This window comes from Mesorhizobium sp. CA13 (assembly GCF_020165235.1).
Taxonomy (GTDB): Bacteria; Pseudomonadota; Alphaproteobacteria; order Rhizobiales; family Rhizobiaceae; genus Mesorhizobium.
The window spans coordinates 27,266-44,783 of the sequence record NZ_JAIUHS010000013.1; the positions used below are offsets into that span (position 1 = coordinate 27,266).

Consider the following 17,518-nt stretch of genomic DNA (forward strand, 5'->3'; position numbering starts at 1 on the left):
GGCGCGGCCGACTATATTCCCATCGCCTCGAGCAGGGTTTGGTTCACCTTGTGAACATCGAACCGGTCTTCCGCGAGCTTTCTTGAGTTGGCACCCATTTTTGCGGCGAGTTCCTCATCGTCGAGAAAAGCCCGCTGCGCCGAGGCGAGAGCTTCCACGTCTCGCGGCTCCACCCGGAAACCGTTCTCGCCCTCGATCACCGTTTCTTGACAGCCAGGGGCGTTGGTCGTGATTATCGGCCGGCCGGTCGACAAGGCTTCCAGCGCGCTGCGAGGAATGCCCTCCCTGTAATAGGACGGCAACACGAACACGGTGGACGCGGTCAAATAGGGACCGACGTCGTGTGTTTCGCCGAGATATTCGACGGCACCTTCCTTGGTCCACTGGTCCATTTCGGCTTTCGAGATGGAGAGGGGACTGGGATCGAAGGGCCCGAGAATCTGAAAGCGTGCAGCGCGGTACTTGGTCTTCAGGATACGCGCGGCGGCAGCAAACTCGGCAATTCCCTTTTCGCGAAGCAAGCGAGCGATCAGAAGGAAGACGGGTGGCCCTGAAGGTGGGCGGCTTGCGGCAAACAGCGTCAGGTCCACTCCTGAACCCGGGATCATGATCACCGGCGTCGTCGCAGAAACCATCCCATGGCGCCGGATGTCGGAAGCGTCGGCGTCATTGTAAGCGAAAACTGCTTCGCAGCCGACCAGAGCCGAGCGGTAGAGACCAATACTCAACCGGCGCAAGACAGTTGCGCGCAGTCCCGTCATGCTGCCGCTGAATATGAAGCCGAAGCCTGTAAAGAGCGCAAACCGGCGCGGTACACGGGCAAGGCGGGCAGCCAATCCACCATAGATGATCGGCTTCATCGTATACGCCAGGACGATTTCGGGCGCCAAGCCGCGGATGAGCTTGTAAAGCGCCTTGAGCGTTCGCAAATCGGCCAGCGGACTGGTACCCGTCCTGGCCATCGGAATCTGTCGGAAGGTCACGCCAATTGCCTTGAGCCCGGCGATCGCCCGCTCATCTTCATCGGGGGCGAGCGCAATGACATCATGCCCGGCAGCGACCATGGCCTTCAACAATTCGAGACGAAAGTTGACAAGCGAACGCGTCAGGCTCGCAATGACGACGATGCGCTTGCGGCGCATCGCATAGTCCATAGGAGCGCGAGGAGAGTCTCGACCATTCATGTGCACAGCAACCATCAGCCGCTCCTATCGGATATGGCGACGACGCCCTAGAGCTGCTTCGTAGAGTTCCAGGTGCCGGCCGACGTAAAGGGAAAGCGAGAAGTTCTCCATGATGCGACGACGCGCTTGTTGACCCAGGGCGCGGCGCTCGGCCGGTTCAAGGCTGACAAGCCTGATCAATCCGGCGGCCAGTGCTTCACTGTCTCCCGGTGGAACGACCACGCCGCTGTCGCCGACCAGCCAGCCAGAGTCGCCGACCGCGGTAACAACCGCCGGCACGCCGCTGGCCATCGCCTCGCCTACGGCAAGGGAAAATGCCTCGCCCCAGGCCGAGCAAAGCGCGTAGACATCGAAGCCCGGCATGAGGTCGGCGATGTCAGCGCGGATGCCCGGCGTGGTAATGCGGTCGTCTATGCCGAGCTCACGGGCGGTGCGCCGCACCGGGCCGTCGGCATGTCCCTCCCCGATAAATATGCCCTGAACGTCGTATCCCTGCTCCAGGAGCCGGCTGATGGCGCGAACCAGGCTAACCTGGTCCTTCATGGGATGGAAGCGTGCCACATGGCCGATCATCAGCCGTCCGGGCGGCAAGCCGAACAGGCGGCGCAGTTTCGCACCGGCGTGGGCCGAGGGGGAAAATTGATCGCAATCCGTCCCGTTCGGGATAACCGCCCTCCGGCGCGGATCAAAGCCCAGGCGTTCGTGATCATCGGCGGCGACGCGCGAGCAATATGAGATCGCGCTGGTGCGCCTCGACAGGCGGGCCGAGAGCCGTATCAATTGACGCGTCAACGGTTTCTCGTCGGCGAGATCTCGAACCGTGTGATGGATGCTCCAGATGACCGGCGAGAAATTGAGCCCCAGCATCGAGCCGAGCGTTGCCGCGACGTTGCCGTGATACATCCATCCGTGAAGAAGATCGGGCGCCGCCCGTCTTATCGACCGCGTCAGCCGAACGACATCGCGCGGTCGCGGCCGTTCCGTCATGCCGAGCGAAACGAGCCCCGATCTTGAATATTCTACGTTTGCAGCCACCGGACCGGGTGAAAGCAGGGACAGAACTGAAGTCGAGAAGCGATTTTGGTCGACCTGGCCAAGAAAACGGGCAAGCATGACCTGAGCGCCGCCGACGTCGAGACTGGTAATGGTGTGAAGAACACTTGTGTGCACGCAAGCTTCCCAGCTGTCTGCAACGCTCCGCCCTGAGGAAGCATTCAATCATCCGACAGTATCCAGCCGCACCATACGTTGGTTGCAGCCGACATCCAGTTAGCCAAATTAGGTGGGAACCAGACCGAAGGTTGTCACCGCTCCACCAAAGGTATGACTCATTGTCCTCGCGCAGGTGTCGCTAGGGTCTTTGCAGGAAAATTCTATGGTGGGCTTCCATGGCATCTTATTGCAATGCGGCGCGGAGCAGGCGATCGACAGGCGCATGGACCAGTACATTCCTTGCGAAAGCACTGGGATCCGCCGGTATTGCGATCCTTGCGGTTGCAGCGATTCTGATTTCCCAGCTTGATGCCTGGGCCGCGGCGGACGATGATTACAAGCTTTCGGTCGGCGATGTGGTGTCGTTTGACTTCATCGACGACGCGCTTCCTGCCGAACAACTCACGGTCGCCAGCGATGGCGCGATCAACATTCCGCTGATCGGCAGCTTTGAAGTCGGCGGCCTGACGGTACCCGACGCCTTGAGTCGGATCCGTAAAGCATTCATCGCGCGTGAACTCTTCAATGACCCGCATATAGCCCTTGCGGTGGTGAGCTTCCGCCCGATCTTCGTCCTTGGGGATGTCAAGGCGCCGGGCTCATTTCCTTACCAGCCGGCACTGAATGTGGAGCAGGCGGTGGCGCTTGCGGGCGGCCAGTCGACCGGGGGAGCCACGGCGGAGGATCGCGTCGTAACACGCGCCCGGTTGCGCGGAGCTCTTGATGAAAGCGTGGTGGAGATCGCCAAGGAGGCGGTCGCCGCTGCGCGCATCAAGGCCCAGTTGGCAAACAGCGACAAGATCTCGGAACTGGATCTGCCAGCCAAGATCAAGGGCCTGATGAATGCCAACCTGCTCGCGACGCTGCTTCCTACCGAGCAGCGCATCCTTGAAGCAGATCAACAAGCGCTGACCACACGTCGCAAGCAGCTCTCTGCGGGGATCGAAGAAGTGAATGTTGCCCTCGCCAATGTTCAACAGCTTTCGGACATACAAAAGACGGTGATCGCTTCGGCACAGGCGGATCTCGACCGCATCAGGGGCCTCAACAAGAAAGGTCTCGTCACAATCACAGACCTCTCGAACGCCGAGCGCGAAGCGACCACGCAGCAATCTCATCTGCTTGAGATCTACAATCAGGCATCGACGGTGCGCCGCGAATTGAGCCAGTTGCAGCGCGACCTGGATGACGCCACCCAGACCTGGACACACACGGCGCTGACGGATCTCCAGGCCCACAACTCTGAAATCGAACGCCTGATCGCGGTTCGAGAATCGACCGAGGAACAGATCCTGCTGTTGAGCTCACTGGCCGCGGAGCAGACACGCAGCAACAACTCCATCACGTTCACCTACCAGATCCGCCGCAAGGTAAATGGCCAGACCGCCACAAAGGTGGCGACCCTCGACGATCCGGTTGCGGCCGGAGATACGATCCTGGTGTCAATAAACCGCCTGGACAGCGCCCAGGACGCGACAAGCCGTTCAGCCACTACCTTGGCGACGACCTCTTCCGTCCAGGTCGGACCGTCGCAATGATCGGCCTCAGCACCCCGACAGCACGTTCCGGCGGCTGGACTGCGCGCGTTCCGCCTGGCCGGGCCATACCAAGCCGTATCGCCGCGGTGGTTCTTTTGGTTCTCAGCCTGCCGCTATGGCTGGTGGCTGCTGTCCTTGTCTGGGCGAACATTGGCCGTCCGCTGTTTTTCCGCCAGTCTCGCAGCGGGCTGGAAGGTCGCCCGTTCGTGATCTGCAAGTTTCGTACGATGCACGAGGGGCGAGACGGGAACGGCATGCTGCTCCCCGACGCCTTGCGTGAGACGCCGGCCACGCGGCTGATGCGCTCCGTCCGTATCGATGAGCTGCCGCAGCTTCTCTCGATAGCCAGGGGGGACATGGCCTTCATGGGGCCCCGTCCGTTGCTCCCGGCCACCATCGCCGAATTCGGCGAGCTTGGGCGTATTCGCGGCATGGTCCGCCCCGGCCTGTCTGGATGGGCACAGGTGAACGGCAATACCCGCCTCACCAACAGCGAAAAACTGGCGCTCGACCTCTGGTATGTGCGCAACCGCAGCCTGTGGCTCGATCTGCACATACTGGTTCTGACTGTCCAAGTGGCACTGTTGGGCGAACGCGTCGATCGCCGCCATGTCGACCATGCTTTGAAGGCTATGCCTGCCGGGACGGTCCGGCCATGAACCCAGCACTCGGTCGACTTCTGGTGATCGCACCGCATCCTGATGATGAGGTCCTGGGGTGTGGCGGCACGATAGCCCGGATGGCTGCGCAAGGCGCAGAAGTTCATGTCGCAGTGGTTACGCGAGGCAGCCCGCCCGCCTTCACAGAGGAGATGACGGAGCGGGTTCGCAGCGAGGCCAAGGCGGCGCATGCCTGTTTGGGCGTGCAACAGACGCATTGGCTTGATCTGCCGGCAGCGCAGATCGCCGAAACGCCGCACGCGACGCTCAACAGGGCGCTGCTGACCCTGTTGCGGGATGTCGTGCCGGATACGTTGCTCATCCCCTTCGTCGGTGATGTGCACATGGACCACCAGTTGATCTTCCTGTCATCGCTGGTAGCCGCTCGCCCGACCCAATCTCAATATCCGCGGACGATCATGGCTTATGAGACCGTCTCCGAAACGAACTGGAATGCGCCCTATGTGACGCCGAGCTTCGTGCCGAACGTCTTCATAGACATCGCATCGACGCTGGACCGCAAACTCGAAGCTGCGTCGATGTTCGCCTCACAGATCAGAGATTTCCCGCACGAGCGTTCGATCGAAACCTTGCGGGCGCTTGCGATCGTCAGGGGCACCGCCGCCCATCTGAGGGCTGCCGAGGCCTTTGTCCTTCTGCGAAACGTCATTTGAATCCTAGCTGGAGTATTCTGCGATGAAACGCTGGCCAATCTACGACGAAGAACAAATAACCGATGTGGTAGAGGTTTTGCGATCCGGCCAGGTGAACGCCTGGACCGGCGACCATGTGAAGACCTTCGAACGCGCCTATGCGCGCAGCCTCGGCCGACGTCACGCGGTGGCGCTGGCCAACGGCTCGCTCGCGCTGGATCTTGCGATGAAGATCCTCCACATCGGCGCCGGCGACGAGGTGATCGTCACGCCCCGCAGTTTCGTCGCCTCCGCCGCCTGCGTCATGTTTGCCGGCGCCACGCCTGTCTTCGCGGATGTCGACCCGAGTTCTGGCAACCTTTCCGCCGAGACGATTGCGCCGAAGATAACGGCTCGAACAAAGGCAGTGATCGTCGTGCATATTGCCGGCTGGCCGTGCGATATGGCGCCGATCATGGAACTCGCAAAGCGCAGCGGCATAAAAGTCATCGAAGATTGTGCCCAGGCGCATGGAGCCGAATACAACGGACGACCGATTGGCTCCTTCGGCGACATAGCGGCGTTCTCGTTCTGCCAGGACAAGATCATCACGACGGGCGGCGAAGGTGGACTTGTCGCAATGGACGACAAGAAATTGTGGCTCGCTGCCTGGAGCCTCAAGGACCACGGCAAGAACTACGATCTGGTCTTTGCCCCCCATAGGGCGACAGGGTTTCGCTGGCTGCATGACAGCATCGGCACCAACTGGCGCATGACATCAATCCAGGCAGTGCTTGGCATGCGGCAGCTCGAACGCCTGCCCGATTGGACTCGCCAACGCGAGCGAAATGCCAACATCTGGATAAAGGCGCTTGCTGAATTGCCGATGCTGCGCGCGCCCCAGCTCGGTTCGGAGCATAAGCATGCCTGGTACCGATGCTATTTCTACATCAAGCCCGAGCTGCTGTCTCCCGGATGGTCGCGCGACGAGTTGATCGCGGCCATCAATGCGGCCGGCGTCCCGTGCTTCTCGGGAAGCTGCTCGGAGATCTATCTCGAACATGCCTTCGCGGACGCCGGGGTAGCGCCGCCCGAACGTCTGCCGGTCGCACGGCAGCTCGGTGAAACGAGTATGGCTTTTCTGGTCGACCCGTCCTGGACGACCGAGGAGACCATGGCTGCCGCGTCGACGGCGCGGTCAATCCTTGTTACGGCTTCGCGCCAGCTCGAGGCAGCATGACAAAGGAACGCGCCATCAGAAAGGATGAAAACGTTCTAGCGTCTTCTCTGGCAGAGCTGCAGATAGTGACGTCGTCAGCAGCGCGGAACCTCACCCTTGCCCGTACAGAACGCAGTCTGCTCGGATTCGAACTGCCGGCCGCGGTTCGATTTTATCAGCAGATGATGCTCATCCGGCTCGTGGAGGAGCGCTTGCTCGATCTTTTTTCCCAAGGTCTGCTGTTCGGCACGACGCACACGTCCATTGGACAGGAAGCCAATGCGGTTGGCGTGATAAACGCTCTTGACCGGGACCGCGACATTGTCTGGAGCAACCACCGCTGCCACGGTCATTTCATTGCCTATTCGGGTGAAGTCGAAGGCCTGATAGCGGAGATCATGGGGCGTGTAACCGGCATTTGCGGCGGACGCGGCGGCAGCCAGCACCTGTGCTTCCGCAACTTCCACTCCAATGGCATCCAAGGGGGCATCGCGCCCGTCGCGGTTGGCAGCGCGCTGGCGCGAAAGGACGAGGGCGCCGTCGCAGTGGTGTTCCTCGGCGACGGCACGATGGGCGAGGGAGCCGTATACGAGAGCCTGAACCTTGCGTCTGTTTTCGCCGCCCCGGTGGTCTTTGTGATCGAGGACAACGAGATCGCCCAGACGACGCCCAAGCATCTGACCGTCTCCGGTTCGATCGTCGCCAGGGCCGAGCCGTTCGGCGTCCGCACGTTCGCCTATGATGGCAACGATCCGATCGCGATATATGAGCTCGCCCAAGAAGCCATAGGCTATGTACGCGCCGAATCCCGCCCTTGCTGGCTCTACTTGCGAACCGAACGGATCGGCCCGCACAGCAAGGGAGATGATACAAGGCCGGCTGAGCGTCTTGAGCAAGCTCGAGCCAGAGATCCCATACCTCCGATGCGCCAGCGCGTTGCGAACGCCGATGAGATCGACGCCTACTGCCTGAATGTCGTGGACCGCGCGGTCGAATCCGCCGCCGTGGCCGCCTTGGCGCGGGGCTGATCCATGCGTGTCGTCGAATCGATCAATCGCGCTCTACACGATCTCATGGGAGCCGATCTCCGTCTGGTGATTTTGGGTGAGGATGTTCTTGACCCCTACGGTGGCGCCTTCAAGGTCACCAAGGGTCTTTCGTCAGCCTACAAGGACCGTGTCTGGACCACGCCGATCAGCGAAGGCGGCATTGTTGGCATGGCGGCAGGCATGGCCATCAAAGGCCGGCCTGTGATCGTCGAACTCATGTTCGGAGACTTCATAGCGCTTGCTGCCGACCAGATCATCAACCACGTCGCCAAGTTCCGCTGGATGTACAACGACCAGGTTGAGGTCCCCGTCATCATCCGCGCTCCCATGGGCGGACGGCGCGGCTATGGGCCGACGCACTCGCAAAGCCTGGAAAAGCATTTTTGCGGCGTGCCCGGGCTGACGGTGCTTGCCACTCACGAGTATGCCGATCCTGGTACGCTTCTGCATCGGGCCTTCGCATCGCGATCCCCTCACCTGATCATCGAAAACAAGGTGATGTATTCCAGGCCCGTGCTCGGACCCGACGCGCTTCCACATCCGGCGGATGCAGATGTCGTGATCCTGACATATGGGGGTTGCGTCGAGCACGCTGTCGCGGCCGCAAAGAAACTCGCGCAAGAAGAGGAAATCGCGACCAGCGTGGTGGCCGTCGAACAGCTGTCGCCCTTCCCTGGCGAGGATGTCCGAAGCCAGGTCGGCAACTGCACGCGTGTGGTCGCGGTGGAGGAAGGCTCTCCCGGCTGGGGCTTCGCGTCGGAGTGTGCGCGCGCGCTGATCGGTCGGGTCAAGCACTTCAGCGCATTGACCGGACCCGATCACCCCATTCCCTCAAGCCGCGACTGGGAGGACGATCTGCTGCCGGGTGTGAACGCCATCCAGGCGGCCTGCATCGACCTGTTCCAGAAAGGCTAAGCGTACATGACCGTGCTTGTCGAAGCCCCGCGGGTTAACGCCAACGAGGACAATCTCCAGCTCATCGAGATTCGGGTCACACAAGGTGAAAGGGTCGAACAAGGCACCATTCTTTTCGTGCTTGAGACCACCAAGGCCGCAGTCGAAGTTGATGCTCCGGAGACAGGAACTGTCGGCCTGCTGGACGTCAAGGTCGGTGACTTCGTTCCTGTCGGCGCAACGCTTTGCAAAATCATCGACGAAAATTCGAATGCCCTTGTCGGGGAAACCAGCGCGGCCGATGTCGGGGCCAGCGAGGTCGCGATAACGGCTAAAGCCCGCAAGGCCGCATCCGAGCTCGGGGTCGACCTTGCGGACGTCATTCCGTCCAATGGCCGCATTGGCGAAGCCGAAGTGCGCGCTGCTGCCGGTCGCCGATCCGGCGCCAAGAGAGCCGAACCGGGCGAGCCCAGTTCTGTCGCTTTCTCCAGGCGGGCCGTCATCATCGGCGGCGGCGGCCACGCTGCCTGTCTGATCGATGCTCTCGATGGTGCCGGATACGATATCGTGGGCTGCACCGATCAAGCGTTGCCCGCCGGCCATCACGTCTGCGGCGGTATTTCGGTAATCGGCACGGAAGACTGCCTGGAGCGCTTGCTTGCCGAGGGCACGCGCTATGCCTTCATCGGCATCGGAGGCGCCCAGTCAAGCCAGGCGAGGCGGGCAATGTATGAACGCGCCACTGCAATGGGCTTCGTTCTGCCGCCTGTGATCCATCCTTCCGCGATCGTCTCCAAGGCGACCAGGATTGGACATGGCTGCCATATTTTGGCCGGCGCGAGCATCGGTCCGCGCTGTACGATCGGTAACAACGTCATCGTCAATCAAGGGACTATAGTCTGCCACGACAGCCTCGTTCAGGACAATGCGCACCTGACACCAGGCGCCATCCTAGCCGGCGGAGTGGGCATCGGAGCCATGACCGTCGTGGGAATGGGCGCAACGGTGCTCCTGGGCGTCCAGATCGGTGCCGAGTGCCTGATCCACAACGGCGCGCACATCAGCGCCAATGTCGCAGACAACACCATCGTCGACGCGCAGGGCCGCCGCCATCTCCGCTAATGCATGTCGCCCAAAGGCGATCTCCGGCTTGGGAAAGCGACATGGCGGGGCGGTTCGACGTGGCGGCTCTCGTCGCAGCGGCCGAGGGCTCGCCAATTCCGATCGGTGTCAGCCAAGCCGTACTTCGGTTGCGATCCAGCGGTCGCCGTTAAATCAGTCCCGCAATGCGGCTGTTAGTCATCCGGTGGAGTTTTCTGCGGCAGCCCACTACTTTTGGGCGGGGGTGTCCTTCGAATTCCCGAGCATTGCGAGACCTGGGATGGTGTACGGTGAAATGGTCTGCGGGATCCAATTTGGAGGCTCAGATGACCGTTGCACATCTCCATCCTCAGAACCCATCGGGTCCGCAGCATTTTCCCGTCGAACCGTCAGCGAAGCGGGCTGGCGACAATTCGTTCAATGTAGCCGCGCATGGGTTGCGCGGCATTGCTTCTCTTATGGTCTTCTTCGCTCACCTCCTGGGCGGCACGGCGGAGCACGTCTACGCCTCCAATTCGGCCTATGTCGACCGCATTACGCCCTTCTGGAATTTCGGCACCTTCGGAGTCTGCCTTTTCTTCGTCATCAGCGGCTTCGTCATCCTGCCCAGTGCGATACGCTACAGTCCCGCTCAGTTTGCTGCCCGACGGTTCCTGCGCCTCTACCCTCTGTTTTTCGCACTAAGCCTGCTTTTCATCGTGCTGAACGCAACCACCAACTTTTATCCCGAAACCAACAATCTCACAGCGGTTCTGGCAGGACTGACATTCCTGAACCTTGCAACCCATACCGAGCAATTGACGCCGAACGCATGGAGCCTGACCTTCGAGGTCTGGTTCTATGTGTTTACCGCAGCATTCGTTTTCCTGACGGTTCGTCGCCCGACCAGGCTCGGCACAATTGCGCTCGGCCTTCTCGCGGCGCTCTTTGTCGCCCGGTATCCGATCGCATTGTACTTTCTTGCCGGCGGGCTGATTCGCCTTGCCTATGACCGATATGAATGGGTAAGCCTGGGCCGCCATCGGCTTGCCGAGAGTGGGGCGTTGGCAGCCTGCGTCTTTCTCGCCAGCCGCGGCCATTACGACTATCACTGGTCCGATTTCCAAAATGCCGAGCTTCCCTTGCTTATGGTCGCGACGGGGCTTTATTTCTTCCTTGCAGTGTCGCGGAACAGCTTAACGGCACTACTCCTTGGCAATCGGCTGCTTCGATACTTCGGAACGGTGAGCTACAGTCTGTATCTGGTGCATCCCTACACGTATTTTCTGACGCGCTCGCTGTTTTCCCGCGCCCATCTCTTTTCGGAGAATGTTGCCGTATCAATGGGTGCCTTCATTTTGGTGGCGGCGGCGATCACCTGGGTGCTCACGCATTTCGCGAACAGAACGCTCGAGCTGTGGCCCTATGAGTTTGTCTATCATCAGAAGATCTATCGCTCGGCCTCGCAGCCAAGCGCGATGCGGCTTTGGCTGGCGTCAAATGCCAAACGTGCGGCATGGCTGCGGGGGTAGGATCGCCGTTGCGCGGCGGCCTGCGGTTTTTTTGAGGCGGATAGATAGCAGACTGGTCGTAGCCACTGTTCTTAGGCTGCAAGCAGGGATGTAGCTCGCATTTGTGTGACGCGATGTAGGCGCGGGATCGTGATCACCAAGGGCGCAAACAGCGACACCTCATGCTGGTGGGAGGACGAAATGGATCCACTTGTCATCGACGCCAAGCCTCAACCTATTTCAATCGATCCCGCTGACGCTGCCGTCCTCGTCGTGGACATGCAGAATGACTTCGGCTCCAACGGTGGAATGTTCGACAGAGCCGGAATCGATATCTCCGGGATTCAACGGGCTGTCGGCCCTATTGCCAGCGTAATAGCTGCCGCTCGCGAATTTAGCATGCCCATCGTCTACCTGAAGATGGGATATCATCGCGACCTCTCGGACCTTGGAACATCGGACGCCCCCAACCGTATTCGACATCTCGAGATCTTCGGGGTCGGCGCGACCATGGCAGCCCCGGATGGCAGCGAGAGCCGGATTCTGATCCGCGACACCTGGGGAACAGATGTCGTCAACGACCTCAAGCCACAGGCAGGGGATATCGTCCTCTATAAAACGCGATTCAGCGGTTTCTATGAAACCGAACTCGATTCTGTTCTGAAAACCGCAGGCGTCAAACACCTCATCGTGACAGGATGCACGACCAGCGTGTGTGTGGAATCGACAATTCGGGATGCCTTCTTCAGGGACTATCGCTGCATACTGCTGACGGATTGCACCAGCGAGCCCATCGCCTGGGACGCCCCAAGGAGCAATCATGATGCCTCGATCACGCTCGTTCAGATACTCTTTGGATGGACATCGACGTCCGACCAATTCCTGAAGTCGGTCGCGGAGCGAGTTCACGGGCGTCTTGAACCAGCCGAATGAGCAGGCGAAGCTGCCTATCGTTCACCTCGGAGCACCGCAGCTGCCGCTCAGGGCCAGCGTAGATCAAGCTCAAACACAACCGATGTCTGGTCCCAATGCAAACCGGCAATCTCAGAGATCGCGACCATTCTCGAAAGGTGCCCCGACGCATCGCTTACGATTAGTCGTCCGACTTTGCCACAAGATCGGCGATGCGGGACACATCCGGCACGTAAAGCTCTTTCGCATGGCGTAGCACCAATCCGATGTTTTGCAGGTAGCTCAGTTCGCGTGCCACCGCCTCGCGGTGGGTGCCAATGCGGTGGGCCAGATCCGTATGGGTCGGGATAGGAGAAATCCTCGCTGAACCGTCGGCTCCGATGTCTTCGGCGCATAAGCGCAGGAGTTCCTTATGCACCCGGGACCGAACGTTGAGCGTCGAAAGCTCAACGATGTGCTCGACAAGCACCTGCTGACGTTCCACCAACAATTGCACAACGGCATGCAGGGCTTCAGGATCCTGCTTGACTATGTCCAGAAAGGCACGACTGCCGATCGAAGCGACAGTGCATGGTCCCGCCGCTTCGACCGAATATGGCATCTGGATGTCGCCGCTCAAGGCAATTCCGTTAACAAGCGAGCCACGATGCGCGGGGGGGAGCGAAACGATCTTGCCGTTGCGGGTATAAACAAGCGCCCGAAGCTCACCCTCGAGCAGAAAAAAAAGCCGGTCGACACTTTCGCCGGCCGGGACCAGTACATCCCCTTCATTGAGATGCAACCAACGACAGCGGCGGTCTATCTCGATCAGGGTGGACGACTTAACATTGCTGAAATGCTCGATATTTTTTAAATCCGGCCCGTGCATATGGTTGGCATCAGCTACGGAGGTGATCTCCCCGTCAGTCTGCGGGCCTGGATATCGAACGGGCGGTTGTTTCATTCTGGTCGCGCCCCCCTTGCAAAGGTTCGCAGCCGCTTCCGTTGCGGCTGCTCCCCAAGCTCAAGCAAATCACATCTACTAAAACGGTCCGTCAAGAACCATTATTCGTTGAGTGAGGCGGCACCCATATATTTCAATTCCGTATGGCAATCCCTTCATACGGCGTTGTGTTGAGTATGTAGGCAACTTCCGTACGGTTTCTGGCACGAAGTTTTTTCATCACATTCCGGATGTGTACCTTGACCGTGCTTTCACACATGTTGAGCTCGTACGCGATGACCTTGTTCGCCTTTCCTCGACGCAATGCCTCGATGACAGACATCTGACGCGAAGTAAAAGTGTTGTCTCCGTGCGGCTGCTGCTTGGTCGCGGGCTGGCCGTCGGTGACAGCGCGCCCTGAATGAAAGAGAACACTGGGCGGGACGAAGGTTCCGCCCGCCGCGACAAGCTGGATCGCCTTGGCGGCCACCTGCAACCTGACGCTGGTAGGAATATAGCCACGCGCGCCGTTTTCGACCACTTTGAGAATGTCCTCGAAGTTCTCGATATCTGATAGGATGACCACCCCTACCTCGGGCCTGGTCGCCTTCAGATGGCCTATCTGGGAAAGATGGTAGTCCGCCTGGGAGTTCGACCACATCACGCACATCAGGACCGTCGAAACTCTCTGCGTTTCTTCGGGATCCGCCATGTCGAACGCTTCGACCGACGCGTAATGCTGGATATGAAATGATGGCTCGATGATTTCGAGGCTTCTGCTGAAGCAGTCACACATCAAAGGCCGGCCATCGATGATTGCAATCTCGATTCCCTCTCCCGAGGACGGTGAGAGGCGATTGACGTCGAGAATAGATGGATATTGATCAAGATCAGTTTTGTCCGTCCGATCATTCGCAGGCAAAAAACTTGTCATGACTCACCCCCGCGCAAATCTCGCCCCAACGGAGATTTCGCTTTTAAACCCATACCTTAACACTTTAGTAATAGCTTGTGGACCGGAGGTGGTGGTGTGACAAAACGCACAGCGCGGCCAAAATTTCGGTTTCCCCAAGCAATCAAAGTGAAAAAGTCCTGGTTGCAGTATTATAGTTGGCTTCGAAGTCCATGCGCTTACCAATAGGGGGTAGCTACGGAAGTAGCGGTCACCCAGAATCGTTACGACAAAGAGCTAAACAGGGTGGCTATGTGAGCCGTTGGTCAGACCTTCGCTCAGAACGCGCATACTTTCTCGGCAAAACGTAAAATTGTATTCAGGAGCCGGCACATTCCATATGCGGACCCTGCGGCATGAGACGTCGCAGCCAGCGCCCGTTCCCGTCGATTGGCCGCCTTAGCGAAGATGGAGGCGAGCCTTACTCGAGGCTTTGCCGCAAGTGCTGGCCCAGCCTGATAGCGAGCGCGACGATGGTGAGCGTGGGCATGTCGTTGCCTCCGGTCGGGAAGACCGAGCTGCCGGCGACGAACAGATTTGCGAGGCCGTGCACCTGGCACGAGCTATCGACCACGCCGGTTCGCGGGTCATCGCTCATCCTCGTCGTGCCCATGTGGTGTCGAACCCAGTGATAAGGGATGTCTCGCTCTCCCGCCGCCTTTTCGTCCTGGCCTGCATGAATGGCGCTTCTGTGCCCCAGCCGCTTCATCTCTTCAGTGATGATTGCCTGGACACGCTCAAGCGTTCGTCGGACGAGAGGCCCCACATTCCATTGCAGCTTCACACGGGGCAGACTGAACTCGTCGAGCCTTGTATCGAGCGTGACGCGGCTTGCCGGATCCGGTTCTTGTTCGAGTATCGTATCAAAATGAAAATGCCTTGCACGCCGACGTGAGTGCCATGCCCGTTCGAAACCTGCCGACACTGCTCCCGCAGGATGCATCAGGATAGTTCGGCCGCATTTGATAAGATCGCGATGCAGGCGGCCTCTCCGCAGCCAGAAGGCAAGATACTGCAAGGCTTCGGAACCATCCATGTGATTGACGCAAGGTCCAGGCTTGATCCATGTGCGGGAATCGAGGAGGCGCTCGTTTGCGCGTATCTCGGGCCGCAGCGCCAGTCCGAACGCATCATTGGTGCCGCGGTTTTCAGGCGACAATCCGGTCCTGCGGGTCCAGGGCACGTGGAGGTCTATCATTTTGTCGGGTTGGCTGACTTGCAGGCTTCCCCATTTTACCCGGGGATGCTCCATGAAATAGCGGCCAACCAGGTCATACTGGTTTCCTATGCCATTCGGCGCCTGTCGGTTTGAAACAAGGAGCAGGCGCGCGTTTTCGATACCGCCACAGGCCAGCACGAAAAATCGCGCGTCAATCTGGAATCGTTTGTTCGGCGTGCTCGCTACCTCGATGGAGCGAACCCGCCTTCCGCAGTCGTCGGTGTCGAGCCGCAGCGCCGTGGCATGCAGCACGACCTGCACGTTTTTTGCGTCCTGAAGCTTCTTGCGAAGCGTTGCTCCGATATCCGGAGTGGGACTAAGAAAGCAGCGTTCCGAAAAGAGCGGCCCGTTTTCGGGCAGGACCGCGGAAGTCGGCCAATCGGTCAGCAGGTCGTCGATTCCGAGCAGCCGGGCTGCGGTCTCATAATGGGGTAGTAACGATTTATGGGCGACGGGCCACCCACTCAGGGGTATCCAGGGGCGATGCTCGAAATCGCCATGATCCAACATCTTGCACCATCCGCCCCAACCAGCCTTGCCTGTGCTTCCGCCGAACTGACGAAGGCGGCAAAGGTCAAGAGCTTCGTAGGGTTGACCCACGGACAGCCCGCGCGACAGCCGTTGGCGCCAGTGCTCGTACGTCATGCCGCCGCTTTCGATGACGCATATGCGATGCCGCATGCCTTCGAGTTGTGATGCTATCGCCAGGCCGGCGGCACCCGCTCCCACGATGCACACGTCCGCCTCCAGGCGCATCCCCTGCGGAAAGGCGTTGCAATCTTCAATCATGGCGTCGATCGGGCATGGCGTCGATCGGGACCAGAAATTGCACGCTTGTGAGAACAGCGTGGCCGTTTGCGCCCTCCCCCCAGCCCTATCTGACTGCTGGTCCCGCTGGCATCGGGCAGGCACGTTAAATCTGTCGTCCGAAGAAAACAAATGCGACGATACGAGCAACGGCGCGAGGACTGCCGGAGCCTCGCCCTGTGCTCCATTCGGTTAACCTCTGGAAGTTCGGCCACTGGCATTCCGTTGTCCAAGCCTGATCCTCTTGGCTGCCTCCGAACGCAACGCAGTTAAATTCGGCGCCACAATCGGATAATCCGGCGGCAAACCCCATTTCTGCCGATATTGCGCTGGCGTCATGCCGATGGACGTAAGATACCGCTTCAACGATTTCATCCGGCGTCCGTCCTCCAGATTGATGATGAAGTCAGGGGTCACCGACTTGCGGATCGGCACGGCCGGAACAGGTTTTGGTTCAGGCTGGTGATCGCCCACGGCAAGCTTTTGCAAAGCACGGCCGACATTCTGGATCAGGTCAATCAGGTCGGAAGGCGACGTCCGGTTCTTCCTGACATAGGCCGAAACAATATCAGCGGTTAGCTCAATGTGGTCGGCGGGGTCAGAGTCCATGAGTCCGCTCATTGCCTGAAGAAGATTACCTTCCGTGGCCGAGGCGCGGAGCACGTTCTGCATCGCTCATTGAAGGACTGCCCACCGTCACAGGAGAATGCTCCTGATGCCCCGCTCCTTGCGTAGCCCCAATGCCATCCCCAGGTGCCGTTTGTGTCAATTGTCCCTTGGCGGCAGCCGATCCATCCAAAAGTGGTACCGCCTGGCAGTGCCGATCCCGTGATGGCAGCGGCGAAACCGACAACAAAGGCGGCACAGCCAAGCCGGCAGGACCTGAGTGATCCGATGCCGGTGCGCACACATCGCGTACCGGCATCGACTGTTAAATCGATATCCAGCGCCGCCTCTCTGCGGCGGCTCGACTTGTTAAGGCTGTCGTGTCAGGAGCTTCATGGCGCGCGCGAAGTCACGATTATCCACGCGTCGCCCCTTGAATGATGCTTGCGCCTTGCGCTGCGCGAGCGCGCTCGGACCTGAGCGGCGCGGCTTGAGGAGCAACTCTTTCTACCACTCCGAGCCGGTATAACCCGCAGCTTCCTTCCACAATGCGAGTGCGATGCTTGGCGAGCGGCCTTTCACTTCAATGTCTTTGCCGCGGTACTTTCCAGCCGCAATCCACACTGTCTTCGAACGCTGATAGATGTTGACGTCGAGGGCGCTGGCTAGAGCCTCCCAGTCCGTACGTTTCGAAAAATCCATCCGACCCCCGTCTCTCCATAATGTGGAGCAGTAACGAACATGGCGCATGAGAGTTCCCGGATGGTGGGGACTTCACCAGTGGGTCGCGCAAACCGGTCGCACAGCGCCGGACCGACCGGCATCCGCCGACCCGACCTTTGTCCCGGAATCGGCAAAACGATCAGATGAAAGAAGCACTGAAGCGGTCAGTGAGCCTGTCAAAAGAATGTGTTTGATCATGATAAGCCTCCAAAAGAGGGCATTGCTTATCCCGCGGATATGAATAGTTTTTTTCGAGGAAAATCGCGGATATATCGATTAATTCTCTGCATCCGTTAAATCAGATGGGACCTCTGCATGTATGTACATATTATACAAAGAGAACCCTTACACGCTGATCTTCGTCTTGGCCCCGAACTGCAGAATGGCGATCCATAGACG

General features: G+C 59.5%; 16 protein-coding genes. 9 read left to right on the forward strand and 7 right to left on the reverse strand.

All coding sequences use genetic code 11. The features are described 5' to 3' along the window. Window positions 1-11 precede the first annotated feature (11 nt). Window positions 12-1,199 carry a glycosyltransferase family 4 protein gene (locus LB566_RS24475; protein WP_224628080.1) on the reverse strand — a complete coding sequence of 396 codons (1,188 nt, stop codon included), beginning with the start codon at window positions 1,197-1,199 and terminating at the stop codon, window positions 12-14. Between the two features lie 9 nt (window positions 1,200-1,208). Further along, entirely contained in the window at window positions 1,209-2,402 is a 1,194-nt protein-coding gene (locus LB566_RS24480) for a glycosyltransferase (RefSeq protein ID WP_224628081.1), read from the reverse strand. Between the two features lie 170 nt (window positions 2,403-2,572). On the opposite strand from LB566_RS24480, the gene LB566_RS24485 reads away from it, so the two are divergent. From LB566_RS24485 to LB566_RS24525, 9 genes are all read left to right on the forward strand, one after another. After that, complete coding sequence (locus tag LB566_RS24485) at window positions 2,573-3,934, forward strand: polysaccharide biosynthesis/export family protein (RefSeq protein WP_140552781.1); 1,362 nt, start codon at window positions 2,573-2,575, stop codon at window positions 3,932-3,934. Further along, the gene (locus LB566_RS24490) at window positions 3,931-4,593 is read left to right on the forward strand and encodes a sugar transferase (protein ID WP_224628083.1); all 663 of its coding nucleotides are present in this window, start codon (window positions 3,931-3,933) and stop codon (window positions 4,591-4,593) included. The genes LB566_RS24485 and LB566_RS24490 overlap by 4 nt, the downstream gene beginning before the upstream one ends. Next, window positions 4,590-5,267, forward strand: a complete 678-nt coding sequence (locus LB566_RS24495) for a PIG-L deacetylase family protein (RefSeq protein ID WP_140498445.1) — start codon at window positions 4,590-4,592, stop codon at window positions 5,265-5,267. The genes LB566_RS24490 and LB566_RS24495 overlap by 4 nt, the downstream gene beginning before the upstream one ends. Window positions 5,268-5,289: 22 nt before the next feature. Then, entirely contained in the window at window positions 5,290-6,465 is a 1,176-nt protein-coding gene (locus LB566_RS24500; RefSeq protein ID WP_224628085.1) for a DegT/DnrJ/EryC1/StrS family aminotransferase, read from the forward strand. Continuing rightward, window positions 6,462-7,472: a thiamine pyrophosphate-dependent dehydrogenase E1 component subunit alpha gene (locus LB566_RS24505; protein ID WP_140552784.1), complete on the forward strand. Its 1,011-nt coding sequence runs from the start codon at window positions 6,462-6,464 to the stop codon at window positions 7,470-7,472. The genes LB566_RS24500 and LB566_RS24505 overlap by 4 nt, the downstream gene beginning before the upstream one ends. A gap of 3 nt (window positions 7,473-7,475) precedes the next feature. Next, a complete protein-coding gene (locus LB566_RS24510; RefSeq protein WP_140552785.1) occupies window positions 7,476-8,408 on the forward strand; it encodes an alpha-ketoacid dehydrogenase subunit beta in 933 nt (310 codons plus the stop codon). Between the two features lie 6 nt (window positions 8,409-8,414). Continuing rightward, window positions 8,415-9,509, forward strand: a complete 1,095-nt coding sequence (locus LB566_RS24515; protein ID WP_224628103.1) for a NeuD/PglB/VioB family sugar acetyltransferase — start codon at window positions 8,415-8,417, stop codon at window positions 9,507-9,509. Window positions 9,510-9,814: 305 nt separating this feature from the next. After that, on the forward strand, window positions 9,815-10,999 hold the full coding sequence (locus tag LB566_RS24520) for an acyltransferase family protein (protein ID WP_224628105.1): 1,185 nt from the start codon (window positions 9,815-9,817) through the stop codon (window positions 10,997-10,999). A 129-nt stretch (window positions 11,000-11,128) separates the two neighbouring features. Continuing rightward, window positions 11,129-11,911, forward strand: coding sequence for a cysteine hydrolase family protein (locus LB566_RS24525; protein WP_224628107.1), 783 nt, complete (start codon window positions 11,129-11,131; stop codon window positions 11,909-11,911). Between the two features lie 160 nt (window positions 11,912-12,071). Here LB566_RS24525 and LB566_RS24530 read toward each other — a convergent pair whose 3' ends face one another. The 5 genes from LB566_RS24530 to LB566_RS24550 form a co-directional block, all read right to left on the reverse strand. Next, window positions 12,072-12,833 carry a Crp/Fnr family transcriptional regulator gene (locus LB566_RS24530; RefSeq protein WP_140552789.1) on the reverse strand — a complete coding sequence of 254 codons (762 nt, stop codon included), beginning with the start codon at window positions 12,831-12,833 and terminating at the stop codon, window positions 12,072-12,074. A gap of 133 nt (window positions 12,834-12,966) precedes the next feature. Continuing rightward, window positions 12,967-13,746: a response regulator transcription factor gene (locus tag LB566_RS24535; RefSeq protein WP_140552790.1), complete on the reverse strand. Its 780-nt coding sequence runs from the start codon at window positions 13,744-13,746 to the stop codon at window positions 12,967-12,969. 439 nt (window positions 13,747-14,185) lie between these two features. Then, window positions 14,186-15,772 carry an FAD-dependent oxidoreductase gene (locus tag LB566_RS24540; RefSeq protein WP_224628110.1) on the reverse strand — a complete coding sequence of 529 codons (1,587 nt, stop codon included), beginning with the start codon at window positions 15,770-15,772 and terminating at the stop codon, window positions 14,186-14,188. A 210-nt stretch (window positions 15,773-15,982) separates the two neighbouring features. Beyond that, entirely contained in the window at window positions 15,983-16,462 is a 480-nt protein-coding gene (locus LB566_RS24545; RefSeq protein WP_411910503.1) for a MucR family transcriptional regulator, read from the reverse strand. Window positions 16,463-16,903: 441 nt separating this feature from the next. After that, window positions 16,904-17,098 carry a hypothetical protein gene (locus LB566_RS24550; protein ID WP_140552792.1) on the reverse strand — a complete coding sequence of 65 codons (195 nt, stop codon included), beginning with the start codon at window positions 17,096-17,098 and terminating at the stop codon, window positions 16,904-16,906. Window positions 17,099-17,518 lie beyond the last annotated feature (420 nt).